The organism is Sporosarcina sp. HYO08, assembly GCF_001563475.1.
Taxonomy (GTDB): domain Bacteria; phylum Bacillota; class Bacilli; order Bacillales_A; family Planococcaceae; genus Sporosarcina.
Genome location: NZ_LPUT01000005.1, coordinates 24,445 through 43,295, shown reverse-complemented (window position 1 = coordinate 43,295; position 18,851 = coordinate 24,445). Strand labels below are relative to the sequence as shown.

The following is an 18,851-nucleotide window of genomic DNA, read 5'->3' as shown; positions in this document are numbered from 1 at the left end:
AATCTGTTTATCTTTCAATGTGATCACTCCTGATATTTCCCCCTAACGTAATGCTAGGGTTATTTTCTATCAAAAGTGGCTCAGTTTTCAATTGTTATAGTGGCTCACTTTTAAGTTACCATATACACCACTTCTAGCAAAAAGAATATCTTCATCATTTAATATGAAGTTTCTAGCTACTTCTATTGGTAGTGATAATTTATTCTTATCTTTCAATCGCCCATCCAATGTAACATCAGTAATTCTAATGTATCTAGGTAAACCCTCTGAAAACTCTACTCCTGTTTCATTTGCACCGTATTGGAATGGTCTATTTGTAAGAAATTTCAACTTCACCATATCCCAATGTTCTGGAACATCTCCAATCCATTCATTACCAGTTGGCTTCATTCTCAAATTAGGATTAATTCCCTTTGTAACAGCTTTACTTATTACTGCTTGCTTCCGTTCCTTTAATGCAGAGATTAGTTTTTTCTTTACCTTTATAAACTTATTTATTTTAGCAAGCTGAAAGTCTAGATATTTTACTATTTGTTCTTGTTCTTCAAGGGAAGGTATTGGTAAAGATTGATTAGCAAACACTTCAAATCTAAAATCGGATGACCTTTCCCGTATCCCCCTATATAAAGACTGAATAAAGCCTGTCTTCGCCATTTCTCGAACTATATATGCATAATAATAATTATTTAAATCTTCCTTAGGGATACACACACTATAAACAGGTGTAGCTTTTCCATCTGAATCAGAAACACCAACTGCCCCTGCAAAAGCATCCATAACATGAATCACTAAATCGCCTTTTCTAATTCCCTGATACCCAATTTCTTTAATTGATTCTGTAAATCCTGTTATTCTTCTATTTTTTCTTAATGTAACCGTTCCGTCTCTAAAGCAAGTTACTACTTCATCAAAATCTCTAACAGGTCTATTCATTTTATTGAACATTGCCTTTGCACGTTTTACATTCCAATTTGATGGTATTTTATCTAACCATGGGATTAACGTGCTCTTGTATTCTCCATAAGGTTTAAGTTTAATTACCATGTCACTTACCTCCTATGATTTCCTGAAGTAAGCCGCCAGTTTCTGCTTCGAGCGTTTTAATGTCGGCTGCTATTTCGTCAAGTGAGCGTAATTGGACTGGTTTGTAGAAATACTTTGTGAAACTAAGTTCATACCCAATCAAGGTTTTACTGTCATCTATCCACGCATCTGGCACAAAAGATATGACCTCATCTGTGAAGAACTGTTCGATACCGCCTTCATGTAGTAGAGGTATTTGCTCCGTATCTCTTAAATCACTGTCGGCCTCATACTCTACAATACACGGTTTTCCGTCAAGTGTTGTTTCGAATAAACCATACAGTGGATTCGCTTCAACTTTTCCAGCTTTGTGTATCTTTCTGATAACTTTTTCTGCTTCCTCATCAATATAGGCAAGGTGGTTTTTTATGAGATTGATTCTTTTAGCAGGTAGTTTGGCATTTAATTCTTTTGCTACATTACGTAGTTCTTTTACGAACAAGTTAAAGTCAGTAATTGTAGTGTATTGGAACTTTTTAGCTACTGCATAAATAACAGACATTAAAGCTGTTTCTTTTTGTTGCTCACAAATCCTTTCAAAGTCGTCTAGTTTTTCTTTTGCTAGATCTATGCTTAAACGTAAAGGTCTTTCAACTGTAATCTTATGGTAACCAAACTCTTCATTGTCGAATACCTTAGACTGTTCGTTCTCATCGAAGTTGATAAGCATTTCAACAATCTGTTTTCTAATCTCAGGCGTAAATTCACAGTTTTTGTTACCCAGGTTCTTTCTAAGAGGACTTTTAAGTTTTGTTGCATCTATCAATTGAACTTTCCCTCGTCGATGTGGTGCTTTCCTATTAGTAACGATCCAGATATAAGTTGCAATGCCTGTGTTGTAAAACATATTTTCAGGCAATGCGATAATTGCTTCAAGCCAATCATTTTCGATAATATATCTTCTAAGATTACTCTCACCTTGTCCCGCATCGCCAGTAAATAGTGAAGAACCGTTATGAACCTCGACAATCCTACTACCTAGTTCTGTATCATGTTTCATTTTGCTGATTTTGTTTGCCAAAAATAACATCTGTCCATCACTTTGGCGTGGAATCATCTTAAATTCGGGATCACCTGCATGAGAAACAATAAATCGTGTATCAGAGATGCCTGTTTTACCCCCAAGGCGTTCCAAATCCGTCTTCCAACTTTTACCATACGGAGGATTTGATAGCATGAAATCAAAATCATACGTTGGAAAACCATCATTTGACAGCGTAGAGCCATAGGCTACATGATCCTCTTGTACTCCTTCACCCTTAATTAGCATATCTGCTTTTGTTATGGCATACGTCTCTGGATTGATTTCTTGCCCATATAAATAAGTTTTAATACTTTTATTATGCTCCCTTGCCAATTGGTGTAGCCTGTCTTCTGCGATGGTTAACATCCCGCCCGTTCCACATGCGCCGTCATAAACAAGGTAAGGAGCGTCTTTAATTTTATCTGCTACTGGTAAGAAAGTAATATCTGCCATCAGTTCAACAACATCACGAGGGGTAAAATGTTCTCCCGCTTCCTCATTGTTTTCTTCGTTAAATCTGCGGATTAATTCCTCGAAGATGACGCCCATCGTATGGTTATCCAATCCTTGCATCTGGATGTTACCCTCGGCATCTTGAATTGGGTTGGGGCTCAAGTTAATTGTCGGGCTTACGAACTTTTCGATAACTGCCCCTAAAATATCTGCTTCAATCATTGTGTCGATTTGATGCCTGAACTTAAACTTTTCAAGGATTTCTTGTACATTCGGTGAAAAACCATCTAAATATGCAATAAAGTCCGACTTGAGTTGTTGTTGTTTCGCCCTAGACTTCAGGTCTTTCAATGTGAAGGGCGAAGAATTACAAAAAGCTTGCCCTGCTACATTACAAAGAGCAGCTGTTTGATTGACAACACCTGCCTCATCTAATGATTTTTTCATCTGCAATACAGCTTCTTTTGTAGACTCGAGAACTGCATCAAGCCTACGAATGACTGTCATAGGTAAAATTACGTCTCTATATTTTCCCCTTACATAAACGTCACGAAGGCAATCATCTGCAATGCCCCATATAAAACTGACGATTTGATTATACGTTTGATCATTCATATTTGTTCCTCCATTTTATACACAGTACTTAGTTTTATAGTATCATATCGCCGCTTACTTGTGAGGTACTAGGAAATTGTTACCATTATTTTTATATTCAAGGTGTATTTTATAAACGAAAAAGAACCTATCCCTTTAAATGATGCTAAAATAATCATCAATAAAAGAATAGGTGCTAATTTTGGTTTTCTTTATTTATTGAAGGTTTAAATACGGGTGGGCTCTCCTGTTCCTCTTGTCTCTGCTCATGTAATACTGATTTCAATATGTTAGAAATAACATACATTATTCTATAGGAAGAAAAAAACAAAAAGGTGATCAGTAACACAAATGCGATTAGTAAGATGTTTGCATACTTTCCTTCATAATCCATAAACATGAATAGGATCATTGAATAAATTGCTAAAATCAACCCCGCTACTATAGCTTGTGATATATATGAAGTTAAGGTGTTATGAGCACCGTTATCCTTTATTCTCTGCATTACCTTTGCGTTAGTTAATGTTAGAAGAATTGAAATCATTGTTCCTAGAAACGCTATGACAATGGAACTTAACGTAACCGTGGCATTAAGTATAAGGTCAATATTTTTAACATCAGAAACTTCCCATTTTAAAAGATAAACTATTACCCCAAGAATAAGTGCAAATACATATGGATAACTACTTTCCCACAGTTTTTCCATTGATTTCCTCCTTACAAATATTTACACGTAGGTATTGTTTATATCGTTTATCCTTGTTCTATAAAGTATTTGCATTCTATTTACAACCGTAATATGTAATATATTCCTCGATTTGGGGCTTATGTCATTTCCAGAGAAATTGTGAAAATCATATAGTCTGTGCTGAATTAAATCAACTGTCTCCACCTTAGCATCTTCATTAGCCTTTTTTCGAACCTCTATTTTACTAACATTAGGATCACCTGCCATATCCTCAAGTTCTTCGTAAACCGGTAAACGACTACTTTTCTTGGAACCCTTTGGTTGGATACTTATTTTGAAGGTTATTCCAACCGATTCATTCATATCATTTGCCCCGCTAATGATTTGGCCAAGTGACTTTTTGGTTGTTGGTAAAGCATTCTTTATGTCTGCGATTGAAACTTCAGCACCCCTTATCAAGTGATCTCTTTTTAAAAGCTCCATTGCCTTAGGATGAACTAATGGTTTAAAGAAAACTGTAAAACCAGGTTCATTAACAACATCAGTAAAATAATTTGCTATTGCAGAAGGCGATAAACTATACATATTTCTCCTTATCATTATTACGCAATTATTTGGATCATATAGTACAGAAACTTCTTCACCAAAGCCCTCATCCTCGCTTAAATCATCAAAGAAACCGAAAGTTCCATCATCATTTGTTTTTATTGGGAACCCATCTTTTCTTATACGAACAAAATGCATTTCCCATTTATTATTTTTCTGTTGAATATCTTGTAACCTAGCTTGGTCATTTCCAACTCTATATACTCTTTCTCTAGTAGGAATTGCCCGGGCTTGTGTTAAAACATTAGTCAAATCACAAATCCCTTCATTCATAACATTATTCTCCTGATTGTATTGTCTTGCATAAACTTTAAAGTAATCAAATCTAATCGCTCTTGCCACTTAAATTGCCCCCTTAGACTAAACTACTTCGACATAAAGAGATAATTTCCTGCAATTTACCTATCAAAAAGCACCTATTCTTCTTACGATGCCACTAAATAGTCATCACAAGAGGAATAGGTGCTTTTTTGGCTTTATGTGGATTCACTAACTAACTGTTAACAAATTCCCATTTAAAATATTCACTTCAATATTATAGAATTCTCCCGAACTATCTTCATCACTCACTACATAAGCATAAAGATATCCTTGATTTGCCATGGATATATCATGCTCTATGTACTCCTTGATAACCGACTCTTTATTTCTTTCATTTGTTACATCTTCATCAAAAGTCATTGCCTCAGCAAAAATATCCTTTGGAACACAGAGGTAACTTTTAGTGGTAATTACTTTTTCATACGTAGACACTTCATGCTCACATTGGATTTCAATCTTTTTCCCGATCATCATATTTGATTCTAAAACATGATAAACAATAAGTCCGTTCTTTTTTAAATCCGAAATTATAATTTCTTGTGTATAATTGGTGACAGTCACTCACACAATTCACAAGTGGCAAAAGATCAGTGTATCCCACTTTTCTTATGGGAACGCTTTTGTCCATGTGGCAGAACCCCCCCGCTTCAAAACGGAACATTTTAAGTGGCGGGAGGTTCAAAGGTTTATTGCAAAGTTACAAATCATTGTCCACTTAAAATAATCTCCTGCATCTTCACCCCACCCAAACCCGCATTCCACCGTTGCCGTTTAAAATAAAGTCTTTCATCTTTCCCTCATTTTCACACATTTTTGGTCACGTTTTGACCACTTTTCACTGCTTTTCTCACGCTTTTTGTTCACGTTTTTCTCGGTTTAAAAGAAAGTTCGTTACGTTCGAGAAAGTAGAAAGAGAGTAGTGATAAGGGTTTCAGGGATTTAGGGTAAAGGACTTTGTTTTAAACGGCTGGGACAAGATGTTGCGAGTTTATTATAAAGTGCAAGGGATTATTGCTGAGCTACAATCATCTCTCCAACCACGCCACACACTCAACATGGGATGAGTTGATAGAATTGATGTATTTGCGATTTTTCGTGAAATGGTCGTATGCGGAAACATATCGACTTATTTATACGTTCGTGGGAACATGTCGATATGAATAAAATATCTACATCTATTTTTCATATGTATCAATCGTCATTTCAACATGCACACCTTGATCTAAATAACCTTTATGAACTTTTGCTATGTCTCTCATGCATCCTAATTCTATTGGAGACTCGATTAGACGCTTAATAATATCCTCTTTTTTAGTCTTAATTATAACACGTGCTTCGCTTTGCTCTTTAAATCGTATATTTTTCACAAATAATTCTTCAGGGTAATTTCTATTGAAATCCATCCACCCATTTGTACCGTATTTTTCAAAATCAAAATATGAGACATTCTTAATTAATATTTCAGTATCTTCCAAACCGAGATGTCTTAATGATTGATACAATCTATTCTTAAATTCATTAAAGTTAAAAATAGTTATCAATGCCGGTTGGTCTTCTAATGGTAGCCTTTTAACTTCTTCCGGTAATAAATTATCCGAGAAGTCTCTGAAATATGAGGTTGGGATTTCCGTGGATATCTTATGTTTCCCCGCACTATCAGGACAAGGAAACATGCTGTTTTTCAATATGTACACACAAAAACAGGGTAGCTTTAAACTTCTTTTATCCTTTAGAAATAATCGTCCCTCTCTTATTTCCTTGTGTAATGGTCTAGTATTAGGGTTCAAAACACAGCTTGATTCATATTTTCCAATCAATTCCGACATACGTTCAAAATCGAAACTATCACAAAAAGCCAGTGTTCCTTCATATCCATCTCCCCGACCATCCCCATATTTTTTGGAATAATCAATCCACGATTGGGGGGTGTTGAATTTAATTGACCCGGTATCTAAAAAGGAATCAGCATATTTTGAACTGGTTAATCTACAAACAACAAAAAAGTCGTTAGGCCTTGCCCATTCTCCCATAAAATCCACTCCTTTCAAGGTATATGTGAATTATTCTTCTTAATCAGTGTAAGTCTTCTTCGCCATCTTAAAAGCTTCTTTATACTAACTATGAACTCCTTTTTCCGAATATTCAAGTTTTTCACCTGTCCATTCTTCCTGACCGAGCTTTTTCTCAAGAACTTATTAATTGCACCAGATGAGGAAGGCAGTTTTCAAGTCTATTCGATACTTACTTATATTACTAGGATAAGTTCCCAACAAACAAAAAAGTCAAAATTGTAATGGCGGAAACACCATCAGCAATTTTGACTTTTCTTTTTAAAAATCATTAAGCAGTTTGTCCGCTATCAGTCTCTTTCTCATCATCCTTAATCTTCGCAATCCCAATCCCTGTATACCCAAATATAATCGCAAAGATAAATCCTGTGTAACAGAGGATTGCCCATGGTGCATAGCTTAATGTGGATACACCTAGTGTTCCTGCCATATATACTGCTGCAGATGACCACGGGATAAGTGGTACGACAACGGTACCTGAGTCTTCTAATGTTCTTGATAAGTTTTTTGCATGTAAGTTTTTCTTTTTGTACGTATCTTTAAAGATTTCACCAGGAACGATGATCGACAAGTAAGAGTTTCCTGTGACCAGTGCCATCGTCATACAAGCTGTAACGGTTGAAAGGATAAGGTCTCCTGTTCGTTTTACTACTTTTAATAACGCATTAATAATGACTTCGAGACAGCCTGACTTCGTTACGATTCCAGCAAAGATGAAGGAACAGAACGCAATTAATATAACACCTGTCATCGACTGCATGCCGCCTTGCTGCACAAGTCGTGTCACTTCCCAAATGACTGCTTCTTCCTCAAAGCCTGCCATACCTACATCAAAGCCTGAAACAGTTGAAGCAAAAATATCTTCCACCGAAAAGCCTTGGACAAACTTACCTAACAGTGCCGCTACAAATGACGATAAAATAATGACTGGCAATGTTGGAAGCTTTTTAATCGAACCTAACAAAATAATAAGTGGTGGTAAAAGTAATAATAAATTCCAATTAAACATTTCTGATAATGTGTTTAACATAGCAATTGTTTCTTCAGTCGTTCCACTCACATTACTTGAGCCGTTAAATCCAACGATAGCATATACGATTCCAGCGAGTAATGCAGCTGGGACTGTTGTATAAAGCATATGTTTAATATGTTCGTATAGCTCACTTCCCGCAGCAATTGGTGCTAAGTTCGTCGTATCAGATAATGGAGATAATTTATCACCAAAATAAGATCCGGAAACGATTGCTCCTGCTGTCGCAGGTAAAGATGCACCTAGTCCTGTTGCAATTCCGATTAATGCTACCCCAACGGTTCCAACTGATCCCCAAGATGTTCCTGTTACAATGGAGATAACCGCTGAAACGACGAAAGCAATTAACACGATGAATGTCGGATCAATCATTTTCAGTCCGTAAAAAATCATCATTGGAATCGTACCAGAAATGATCCATGTTCCAATTAAAATCCCAATAGAAATTAATATTAAAATTGCCGGCATTGCAGCATTTATTTTCTCTAATATTCCTTCCATCATTTCATCCCAGCTTACACCTACTCTTAGTGCAATAATTCCGGCAAAGACCGATGCAATAATGAGCAGTGGCTCCGGACGAAATCCGAATACACCATAACCAATTGCTAACAATAATAACATTGCTACAATTGGAAAAATAGATTCTATAAATGTTGGTTGTCTTTTCATGATATCCACCCCTAGTTGTCCTCAAATCTATGTTGTTTAAGAGTTCGGTTAAGGAAGCAAAACGTTATGCTCCTTAACCTGAATCTTTCTTGTTTACGTTAATTTATTATTCAAATGTTCCTTTAACAATAACTTCTTTATTTTTCAACATATGTTTTCCTTTTGCAAAAACATCGTTGATTTCCAATGTATCTTCATCTAAAATGACTAAATCAGCATCAAAGTTTTCTTTAATTTGACCCTTTGTATCAAGATCTAGTGCTTTTGCCGTGTTGCTCGTCACTAATTTTAATACGTCAGATAAATGAACATCATGATTTTTCGCAGTTGAAACGACTTGTTCATATAACGTATACGGGCTTGCAACACCCATCCCGATTAATTCACCTGCATCATTAAATTTCGGCAAGCTGCCATTTCCGTCTGATGATAATGTCAGTTGATCTAAGTTCCCGCCATTTTCTTTATAATAAACGATCCATTCGCCTGTTTTATTATCTGCGGTCATATCGACGAATGCACCTTTATTTCCTAATGCAATCGCATCATCAACTAATGCTTTACTTCTTGTAATATGTGTTGCATAAATTTTTGATGATGGAATTTCAAAATTATCAACGAGCTCATGTAATAAAGCTAACTTCTCTTTTCCAGGTCCAACATGGAAATGAGTCACTCCCGCTTTACCGCTTAATAAGCCGCCAATCTGTGCATCTGCAACAATTTTAGATAGTTCATTCACTGTCGGCTGTGCTGATCTGAAGTCAGAAATCGCAATTTCTCCAGCACCGATCACTTTATCAATAAGGATCACATCGTCTTTAACAGAGGATGTAATTGTTGGGGTAGGAACGTGGTAATTCCCTGTCCAAATGTAAGTTGTTACCCCTTCTTCCTCAAGCCCTCTCGCTTTCGCTAAAAGAGATGTCATATGTCTCGTCGTACCATCTGTACCTAATAGGCCAACGACTGTCGTAATTCCTGATCTAATAATTTCGCTAAGCTGAATTTCAGGTGTTCTCGTAGCAAAGCCACCTTCACCGCCCCCGCCGATTAAGTGAACATGCGGATCAATCATTCCAGGAGTCACAATTTTATTTGCCGCATCAATGACTGTCACATCTAAATCAAGTGCAAGCAATTGCTCTTCATCAATGTCACCAATCTTTGCGATCTTATCTTTTATAATTAAAATAGACTGCTGCCCTAAATCTTCGGGAGCATAAATCGTTGCATTTTTAATAAGTGTTATCATTTAATTTCTCTCCTCAATTTCTGTGCCAATTTACACACAATTAACTGTGATAAATGAAGGCGCTCTTATGTTATAAATGAATAAAATCTATTTTAGCATATTGTAAACGAGCTTTCTATAATTTATCAATAGAAATAAGATTACTAATTTTCTCACTAATCCATTAGTGACGGTATTTTCCAGTTTAAATTTCAAATAACTATTGCTGTTGTTCGATTAGCTAATATCCTCAACAAAATGGGTCCAACATCATAGTGACATATACCCAAACAAAAGTGTTTGTAAAATCCCTAATTTGAAAAAACTGTTCATTATCTCTTTTCGGAAGTTCATGATCAGCTATCTTATCCAAAGTATGCTTAAACTTTTCAATTTTATTTTTTGTATTTTCGTATGTACTATAGTAATTACGTACTTTATTTTTTAATTTATCATACTCCAAAATATCCCCGCTCTCCAAAACAAAATATTGAGATAGAATTCTTGATTACTCTATTTTAAACGTTGGACTTTTTCTACCAACAATATTATTTACCTTTTTTAGCCTTATTCCATTCTATTTTTAAATAAATCCGAATTATATTTCTCAATTTAACCAAATCATTAGCTAATTCTTCATTAAACTTTTTAATTTCCTTTACCTTTGATGCTTCTTTATCATATTGACTCTTAACTTCTTCATTATATTTATATTCTGTACTCATGTGATTTCTTCCATCTATTTCTATTACCTCTTGATATTCAATGCCAACTATATTATTATCCTGAAGTTCTGAATTTAGACTGTCTAAACGGGCTTCAGCCTGTGAAAGTATCCTGCTTTTCACATTCTTATTATACTTAAGAAAATCATCAGATAGTTTTGTTAAAAAGTCTACAATTAAACTATTTTTTCCCTTATTACTTTTTATGTCTAGCACATCTATGTCTTTTTCCTTTTTTGTTTCATGTCCAAAAAACAATATTAATCTTTCAATTTTCTCTCGTACTTCGACAATAATCTTTTGTACCTCTTCCGGATCATCTTCATTCAGTGCTGAAGAATAAGATGATATAATTTCCGCAGTAACATTTCTAACATTTTGAATCCATTCTACTCTTGCATTAGCGTTCTGTAACTTAGAATTTTTCCGTACTGTATATAATAGACCCCCGAAGGACAACAATGCAGCAAAAATGGCAATGTTCTCCGTTGTGAAAATATTACTTTTCTGATTTGTTTCATTTTGATTGATTAAATACTCAGTTAATACTTCAATCAAGTTTGATATATTATCCAAATGCTTCCCTCCTTATTTAGGTTAAATATTTTAAAGGTAACTTTCTCATGTTTAGCTTCTTTTTTTACTACTATATTTCTTGTTCTTCCTTTGTTGCCCACTTTCCGTCTTCACAACATTACTCCGCTTCTTCTTTTCCACCTGCACCGCTTCAAATTGCTCTTTTGAAATGATTGCTGGATGATTATTTTCAGAAACATAATGTTCTTGATGTTCTCCCGCATTGAGTAATCTAACCACACCGATATATTTTTCATTGCTTAGCATGACATCAATCGTTCGATTACTCCATTTTTCTTTTCCTGTTGGTGTTTTTATTCCACGTTTCTCTAATTCACGCTTTACACCTATAATACTTGCACCACGTAAATACAATTCAAAAATCAATCGAACATTTCTAGCTTCATCATCTTTTATAACCAATAGACCTTCTTCATCATTTTCATAGCCGTAGCATTTTCTGTTATATAATTTAGATGTGCCTTGAGCAGCATGACGTTTATAACCCCATTTAATATTTTCACTGCGTGATTCATTTTCTGCTTGTGCAATGGATTCAATAATTGAAATCATCAAAGCACTATCCGTATCAGCCGTATCTAAGCCTTCTTGTTCAAAAATAACACGTACACCAAGTTCCCTCAGTTTGTTTAATCCTTCAAGCACTTCAACTGTATCTCGACCAAATCTACTAATATTTTTTGTTATCACAATTTCTAAATCTTTGGATTCACAATCTTTTATCAGACGTTGAAATGATTTGCGGTTGGACTTTGCTTTTCCAGAAGCTATATCTATGTAAGTATCGACAAGTAACCAGTTAGGGGTTGATGCTGTTAATCTGGTCAAGGCAGATACTTGGGCCGTTAAACTATTCAACTGTTCCACACTATTAGAACTAACACGACAATAAATTCCTACCCGTTTTTCACGTTTCACAGGCTTGGGCGGAATAAAATGTACTCTGCGCTGATCAGATATCCCCTTGCCTCCTGCCACTTATATTTTAGACTAATGATATTAAATGTATTTTTTTCACCATATAGTTAGTCTAAATATAACATGTTTTATGCCTTACATCTATCCTATCAACTCCCCTACCCAAAATCTAATCTGTCAACTCAACCCCAATTTCTAGCTCTTCCAACACCAATAACAAAAAGGGTTTCATCTATTTATTTGTATAAAACAAACTTAGGTGAAACCCTATAAACCTTATTCTATCAACACTTCATCAGTTCTTATCCATCCACCCTAGACATCAACGCGACCAACTCCACATGCGCCGAATGCGGAAACATATCAACCGGTTGCACTTCTTGCGTCCGATAGCCCCCATCTTCCAAGATGCGCAAATCCCGGGCTAGCGTACCTGGATTACAGGAGACATACACAACACGTTTTGGCTTGTATTCCAATATCGTTTTCAACAGTTCTTCATCGCAGCCTTTACGCGGCGGATCGACGACTAATACATCAAAGCGTTTTCCTTCCGCGTACCATTTCGGAATGACGACTTCGGATGCACCTGTCTCAAAGTAGGCATTGGTGATGCCGTTTAATTCTGCATTTCGTTTTGCGTCTTCGATTGCTTGCGGGACGATTTCAACACCGTATACTTCATTCGCTTTTTGTGCGAGGAATAAGGATATCGTACCGATTCCGCAATACGCATCAATGACCATTTCATCACCAGTTAGCTGTGCGTATTCGAGCGCTTGTCCGTAAAGCACTTCTGTCTGCACAGGGTTAATTTGATAAAAGGAACGGGCCGAAATTTCAAAGTCGATCTCGCCAATTGAGTCAACGATGACTGGCTTGCCGTAAAGCAAAATCGTTTCTTCCCCGAAAATGACGTTCGTTTTTTGATCATTCACGTTTTGCATAATGGACGTCACATCAGGAACTACTCGCCGAATGATGTCAATGACCGCCTCTTTTTGCGGGAATTTTTTCTTCCGTGTGACAAGGACGACCATGATCTCTCCTGTTGCACGCCCTTTCCGGACAATCAAGTGACGCAGCATCCCGCGGTGTGTTTTTTCATCGTACGCTTCGATGCCAAGACCATGGAGTTCATGTTTCAATGCGGTCATGAGCGCATCGGCTTCCTCGCTTTGAATAATACAAACATCCGTATCAACGATATGATGTGTACGGGATCGGTAAAAGCCCGAAACGATTTTTCCATCTCGTTCGCTAAAAGGAATTTGCGATTTATTGCGATAGCGCCACGGGTCTTGCATTCCTTTTACTGGGTGAACCGGCACATCTGGCAGCTTGGCGATCCGGTCCATCACATCACGTACCATTTTCCGTTTTTGAACGAGCTGCCCCTCGTACGATAAGTGCTGCAACTGGCAGCCGCCGCATTCAGGAAACACATGGCACGGCGGCTTGACGCGATCTGGCGATGGTTTTACGACATGTAATAACCGTGCAAATCCATAGTTTTTCAATGTTTTTCCAACCACTATATCAACTTCTTCGCCTGGCAATGCCCCTGGAATGAAAAGTGGATATCCCTCCACTTTTGCAACACCGGAACCATCATGCGTTAAATCTTCAACGCTGACGGTAAGGCGATCGTTTTTATTTACAATAAAAGACATGGTAGATCCTCCAATAAATACTGATGTTCCTTATTCTATCATGATAAAAGAGCAGACATCCATCTAAGACGTCTGCTCTTCCTATTATTTGTCTTCCGTATACTTTCTAACCGCCCCGTCCATTGGTGCGAAAACAAATGCCGCAACCAATCCACCGATCAATACGATAAACGGCGCGTAAAATATAAAGAAATTTAACATCGGCAACTCTCCTTATGCATGGTAATCACCTTTCCCTCGCACATAGTCTTTGTCAAACAAGAAGAGGCGCATGAGCAAATACAATGATGGAATGAGCATTGCAAGCCCCAGTACGAACACGACGACGAGCGATATAGCCATCGCTGGATTTGTAAAACTGTCGTAAATGGTCAAGTATGGGTACAACAAATACGGATAATGCGAAGCACCATAGCCGAAAAATGCAAAGAGGAATTGTCCAGTCAACAGCGCAAATGCGACCCCGTAGCTTCGTTTTCTCCAGAGTAGCCAAACGGTGCCGATAAACATTAAAAATGAAATAAGGAACATTGGCCATAGAGCTTGGATGTTGCTGTAATGCGCTGGGTTATGAATACGAAGCTCGAAAATAATGCCTCCAGCCGTGATCATTGTCGGCAATGCCCAAACAAGCGCATATTTCCGCAGCAAATTTGTCGCTTCCACATCCCGCGCTTTATTAGCATACCAAGTTAAAAATACAGCGGAAATATATAACGTTGCCGCAATGCTTAAAACGACAATAGACCATGTTAGCCGGCTCGTAAATAACAACCAATAATCGAGAACTGGTGCTCCGTCTACTATTTCAATAAATCCACCTTCTGAAATGGTCAGTACGATGGAAAGTGAGGCGGGAAGCAAAATCCCCGCAATCCCGTACATAAACGAATAGCCTTTATGTCCCCTAGCCCCATACGTCTCGAAAGCATAGTAAGATCCTCGAATTGCCAAGAGAATAATCCCGATACTCACTGGTACAAGTAATGTCGTTCCGTAGTAAAAGGCCGTTTTCGGGAAAAAACCAATAATCCCTACAAAGAAAAAGACAAGAAAGACGTTTGTGACTTCCCATACAGGTGACAAGTAGCGCTGAATAATATTTGTTAAGATGCGCTGACGACCGGTTAATAAGCTGTAAGCGTTAAAAAATCCTGCGCCAAAGTCAATGGCCCCCACAAGTATATACCCAAATAGAAATGTCCATAAGACGGAAATACCAAGGATTTCTAGGTTCAACGCATATCACCGCCTTTCTCCATCTCCCGATCTTCAATTTCACGTTCAACTGAATTGTTGCGGAACATTCTTCGTAATACGACAACACTGCCAATCCCAAGAACGATATAGAGACCTGCGAATAACACAAGCATTGTGTCAACATGTCCACTTGTTGTCGCCGCTTCATCCACCCGCATAATGCCTCTCAAAATCCATGGTTGACGTCCTACTTCAGCCATCCACCAGCCCGCTTCAATGGCGAGCATCGACAGTGGACCGCCAAGTACAATGAGCCAGCGGAACCACTTCGTGCTGACCATTTTCCATCCGCGTTTAATGCCGGTCCAATAGACAGCCGATAATAGTGTCATCCAAACGCCAATCGTCACCATAATGTCGAACAAGTAATGAATGTAAAGCGGTGGAATTTCATCTTCAGAAAATTGATCAAGCCCAATCACTTCTGCCGACGGTATATTATGCGCGAGAATACTTAATGCATTTGGGATTTTAAAGGCATACTTCACTTCTTCCCCGTCCAATATGCCGTATAAGATAAGCGGTGCATTGCCTTCCGTTTCAAAATGCCATTCTGCTGCCGCAAGCTTTTCCGGCTGGTATTCCGCTAAGTATTTCCCAGAGAAATCCCCGATAAGCGCCGCTGCCACTGAAAAGATAAATCCGACTTTCATCGTTAAAAAGAGTGCTTTCTTGTGATACTCATGATTCGATCCTTTGATGAGACGATACGCTGCGATCGAAGCCAAGACAAAGGCAGCTGTCATATAACATGTCACCACCACATGCGCAACCTTCGTCGGCATCGCTGGATTTAGCATGGCAACGAGCGGATTAATATTAATGAGTTCGCCATTCACAAGGTCAAACCCTTGCGGTGCATTCATAAACGCATTCACGATCGTAATAAAAACAGCCGAGAAAGATGCACCAATCGCTACTGGAATTAATAATAATAAATGCTTTTTCTGATTTTCAAAACGATCCCATGTATATAAATAAATGCCTAGGAAAATCGCTTCAAAGAAAAATGCGAATGTCTCCATGAAAAGCGGAAGCGCAATGACGTTCCCTGCCAGTTCCATAAAGTTCGGCCAAAGAAGCGATAATTGCAAACCAATTGCTGTACCGGTTACAACACCTACTGCCACTGTAATGACAAAGCCACGCGCCCAGCGTCTGGCAAGCAAGATATAATGTTCATCATTTTTCTTAATCCCGACCCACTGTGCAAGCATGATCATAAGCGGAATTCCGACACCGATCGTTGCGTAAATAATATGAAAAGATAAGGTCAATTCGGTTAAGACCCTAGAATAGAAAACTGCTTCTTCATTCCCCAAAAGCTCCTCCCCCTTAACTGCCGAATATTCGGCCAATGATTGATAGCAGCATGATCCCTGCCACTATAAAGGCTAACCACATTAGTCGTTTTTCATGTTTTTTATACATTGGGACACGCCCCTTCTCCTTACATCTTTCGTTCATCCTATATTCAATATACACATCGTGACTGTTTTAAAAAGATTTCAATAAAAATCTTCACAAAATGGTAAAAAGTGTGTGAAAGTTTATTGACTAACTTTGAAGGCAAGAACATTGGTTGGAGACTTGTATGAGTTGGTTGGAGACTAACCACGATTCGTTGGACACTAAACTTATTCCGCCTGATTCAAACACAAACCTAAACAACACTCTTGAAATATTTGAAATTTTTAGTATAATATATTAATTACAAAGGGGGGAACACAATGGAGTTAAAAAGAAAAGTTTTGGCTTACATTACTAAAGGGGATACTAGTAGACGGAAAATCCTTGTGTTCGAACAGAAGGAACATCCGGAAGCTGGGTTACAAGTTCCAGGCGGGACGATTGAGGACGATGAGTTTCTCATTGATGCTCTGTACCGTGAGATTGAAGAAGAAACGGGGTTAACGCGGGACGAGCTCGTGTTAAATGGGAAAGTTAGTAAAACAAAATTTTATCCGAAAAATAAAGATATCATGTATGAACGAACGATTTTTCATCTTGCTTACACGGGAAGCCACCATGAACGAGATTGGGAACATAAAGTGGATCGTTACGGCAAAGATCACGGGAGAACCTTTGTACTCCATTGGGTACCCATTGATCAATGTCCGGAACTGGCTGCGGGACAAGACCAAGCAATCGAATTTATACAGTAAAAAAAGCTGAGGGCATCTTACCTTCAGCTTTTTTCGTCTTTTTCTACGTTTACATATTTTTTATCCTGCTCCCGCAGTTCGTCAAGCGGTGCGAATATTTCTATATGGCGACATAGATTTTGGAAAGTCGCCGGCAGCTTTCCGCCATATTCACCATCCAAATTTAAGAGCACTTCTGCTTTAGAATAGACGTTGATCTTTTCCGCCTTTTTCATAATGACGTGCGGATCATCCAAATGCTCCCCGCGCAGCGCCAATGAAACAATGCGAATAAATTCCGCAACATTGCATTTCTTCAAAATAATAAGTGTAAACTTCCCGTCATTAATGCTTGAGTCTGGCGCAAGCTTTTCAAGACCGCCGACCGAATTCGTTAAACCCACGAGAAACATCATCGCTTCATCATCAAAAACTTCTCCGTCATATTCAATTCGTACATGACTTGAATGGATCGACGGCAACATTTCAATGCCTTTTAAATAATAAGCAAGCTGACCAAGAACAGTCTTCAATCTGCTTGGTACATCATACGTGAGCTCCGTCATTCTGCCGCCGCCCGCGATATTGATAAAGTAACGGTCGTTCATCATGCCGACATCGACTGGAATCATTTCTCCCCGAAGAATAATGTCAACAGCCTCTTCAATATCACGGGGGATCCGCAAGGCTCGTGCGAAATCATTCGTCGTACCTGTCGGGATTAAACCAATTTTCGGTCTTTTTTCGAATGGGCTTACGCCGGCGACAACTTCGTTTAACGTTCCATCGCCCCCTGCCGCGACAACAAGGTCAAAACCGCGTTCCACAGCTAGCTTAGCCGCCTCTCTCGCATCGCCTTCCCCAACCGTTGCATGGCAAGACGTTTCATATCCCGCAGCCTCAAACTTATCGAGCACTTCGACCAAGTGTCTGCGGAATATTTCGCGTCCAGATGTTGGATTATAAATGATACGTGCACGCTTCATCCCATTATTTCCTTCCTATTCATCCATAATTAGTCTTACTTATATGACGCTCGACACATTGCTTAAGTTGCATACGCAAGAAAGTCATACTTATTTTTGCAGGGCAGGAAGAAATGTGTTTCGGATATCTTCATAGACCGTCTGCCAATATTCTGGTTTGGACGTATATTCCTCCATTAACCCTGCGATCAATGCTTGTTGTTTTTCTTTATACTCCGCTGAATCTGCTGGTGGTAATTCTTTGCGCAATTCCATGACGTACGCCTGAATGGATGTTGCACGCGGACCCCATTTTGCTTGAACTTCTCCGGCTTGATCGAGTAGTAAATAGATCGGAATGGATCTGCCGCCATTCGTTAAATGCCGGTCAATCAAGTCCGTATCCTGATCGCGGTAAACCGTGCGCACATCTAAATCCGCCGCTTCGGCAATTTTCCGTAAAATCGGATTGTTCATCATAGCATCGCCACACCAGTCTTCTGTAATCACTAATATATTCGGCTTTTTCTCTTTTAACACATTGATAAACTCCGCATCTTGCGGCATTTCAAACTGCTCATAAATGCCAAAGCTATTTTCTTTATGCGTTCCCATTTGATCCATATAGGTTTCCAATGAAATTGCTTCATCAAAATATTGTTTTTCAGTTTTCATCTTCATCACTCCTTACTAGTAAGTGTACAGTCTTTCTGACGATTGAATCAAATTTTCAGATTAGAAAACGCCCAATGCCAGGTCACTTGTGACAAAGTGGCATAGGACGCTTCCTTTTCT

At 38.2% G+C, this 18,851-nt stretch carries 16 protein-coding genes; 1 reads left to right on the top strand and 15 read right to left on the bottom strand.

The annotated features are described in order from the left end of the window. Positions 1-87 precede the first annotated feature (87 nt). From AU377_RS04005 to AU377_RS03940, 13 genes are all read right to left on the bottom strand, one after another. Positions 88-1,044, bottom strand: coding sequence for a restriction endonuclease subunit S (locus tag AU377_RS04005; RefSeq protein WP_067404568.1), 957 nt, complete (start codon positions 1,042-1,044; stop codon positions 88-90). Position 1,045: 1 nt separating this feature from the next. Continuing rightward, the gene (locus AU377_RS04000) at positions 1,046-3,175 is read right to left on the bottom strand and encodes a class I SAM-dependent DNA methyltransferase (RefSeq protein ID WP_067404565.1); all 2,130 of its coding nucleotides are present in this window, start codon (positions 3,173-3,175) and stop codon (positions 1,046-1,048) included. Positions 3,176-3,350: 175 nt separating this feature from the next. Next, positions 3,351-3,860 (bottom strand): hypothetical protein, encoded by a 510-nt coding sequence (locus AU377_RS03995; protein ID WP_067404562.1) that lies wholly within the window; start codon positions 3,858-3,860, stop codon positions 3,351-3,353. A gap of 21 nt (positions 3,861-3,881) precedes the next feature. Next, positions 3,882-4,790, bottom strand: coding sequence for a DUF6731 family protein (locus AU377_RS03990; RefSeq protein WP_067404559.1), 909 nt, complete (start codon positions 4,788-4,790; stop codon positions 3,882-3,884). Positions 4,791-4,937: 147 nt separating this feature from the next. After that, positions 4,938-5,330 (bottom strand): hypothetical protein, encoded by a 393-nt coding sequence (locus AU377_RS03985; protein ID WP_067404555.1) that lies wholly within the window; start codon positions 5,328-5,330, stop codon positions 4,938-4,940. 614 nt (positions 5,331-5,944) lie between these two features. Further along, positions 5,945-6,799 (bottom strand): hypothetical protein, encoded by an 855-nt coding sequence (locus tag AU377_RS03980; protein WP_067404552.1) that lies wholly within the window; start codon positions 6,797-6,799, stop codon positions 5,945-5,947. A 310-nt stretch (positions 6,800-7,109) separates the two neighbouring features. Next, positions 7,110-8,540, bottom strand: a complete 1,431-nt coding sequence (nhaC, locus tag AU377_RS03975) for a Na+/H+ antiporter NhaC (protein WP_067404549.1) — start codon at positions 8,538-8,540, stop codon at positions 7,110-7,112. Positions 8,541-8,646: 106 nt separating this feature from the next. Next, complete coding sequence (iadA, locus tag AU377_RS03970; protein ID WP_067404546.1) at positions 8,647-9,795, bottom strand: beta-aspartyl-peptidase; 1,149 nt, start codon at positions 9,793-9,795, stop codon at positions 8,647-8,649. 527 nt (positions 9,796-10,322) lie between these two features. Further along, the gene (locus AU377_RS03960) at positions 10,323-11,075 is read right to left on the bottom strand and encodes a hypothetical protein (protein ID WP_067404540.1); all 753 of its coding nucleotides are present in this window, start codon (positions 11,073-11,075) and stop codon (positions 10,323-10,325) included. Between the two features lie 51 nt (positions 11,076-11,126). Continuing rightward, a complete protein-coding gene (locus tag AU377_RS03955; protein ID WP_256381693.1) occupies positions 11,127-12,014 on the bottom strand; it encodes a recombinase family protein in 888 nt (295 codons plus the stop codon). A gap of 302 nt (positions 12,015-12,316) precedes the next feature. Further along, complete coding sequence (gene rlmD, locus AU377_RS03950; RefSeq protein WP_067404537.1) at positions 12,317-13,687, bottom strand: 23S rRNA (uracil(1939)-C(5))-methyltransferase RlmD; 1,371 nt, start codon at positions 13,685-13,687, stop codon at positions 12,317-12,319. Between the two features lie 213 nt (positions 13,688-13,900). Continuing rightward, entirely contained in the window at positions 13,901-14,926 is a 1,026-nt protein-coding gene (locus AU377_RS03945; protein ID WP_067404534.1) for a cytochrome d ubiquinol oxidase subunit II, read from the bottom strand. After that, on the bottom strand, positions 14,923-16,269 hold the full coding sequence (locus AU377_RS03940; protein WP_067404531.1) for a cytochrome ubiquinol oxidase subunit I: 1,347 nt from the start codon (positions 16,267-16,269) through the stop codon (positions 14,923-14,925). Before AU377_RS03940 ends, AU377_RS03945 begins: the two co-directional genes overlap by 4 nt. A gap of 408 nt (positions 16,270-16,677) precedes the next feature. On the opposite strand from AU377_RS03940, the gene AU377_RS03935 reads away from it, so the two are divergent. After that, the gene (locus tag AU377_RS03935) at positions 16,678-17,112 is read left to right on the top strand and encodes an NUDIX domain-containing protein (RefSeq protein WP_067404528.1); all 435 of its coding nucleotides are present in this window, start codon (positions 16,678-16,680) and stop codon (positions 17,110-17,112) included. 23 nt (positions 17,113-17,135) lie between these two features. Here AU377_RS03935 and AU377_RS03930 read toward each other — a convergent pair whose 3' ends face one another. Continuing rightward, positions 17,136-18,077, bottom strand: a complete 942-nt coding sequence (locus AU377_RS03930; protein ID WP_067404525.1) for a diacylglycerol kinase — start codon at positions 18,075-18,077, stop codon at positions 17,136-17,138. 90 nt (positions 18,078-18,167) lie between these two features. Further along, positions 18,168-18,731 (bottom strand): thioredoxin family protein, encoded by a 564-nt coding sequence (locus AU377_RS03925; RefSeq protein WP_067404524.1) that lies wholly within the window; start codon positions 18,729-18,731, stop codon positions 18,168-18,170. Between the last annotated feature and the right edge of the window lie 120 nt (positions 18,732-18,851).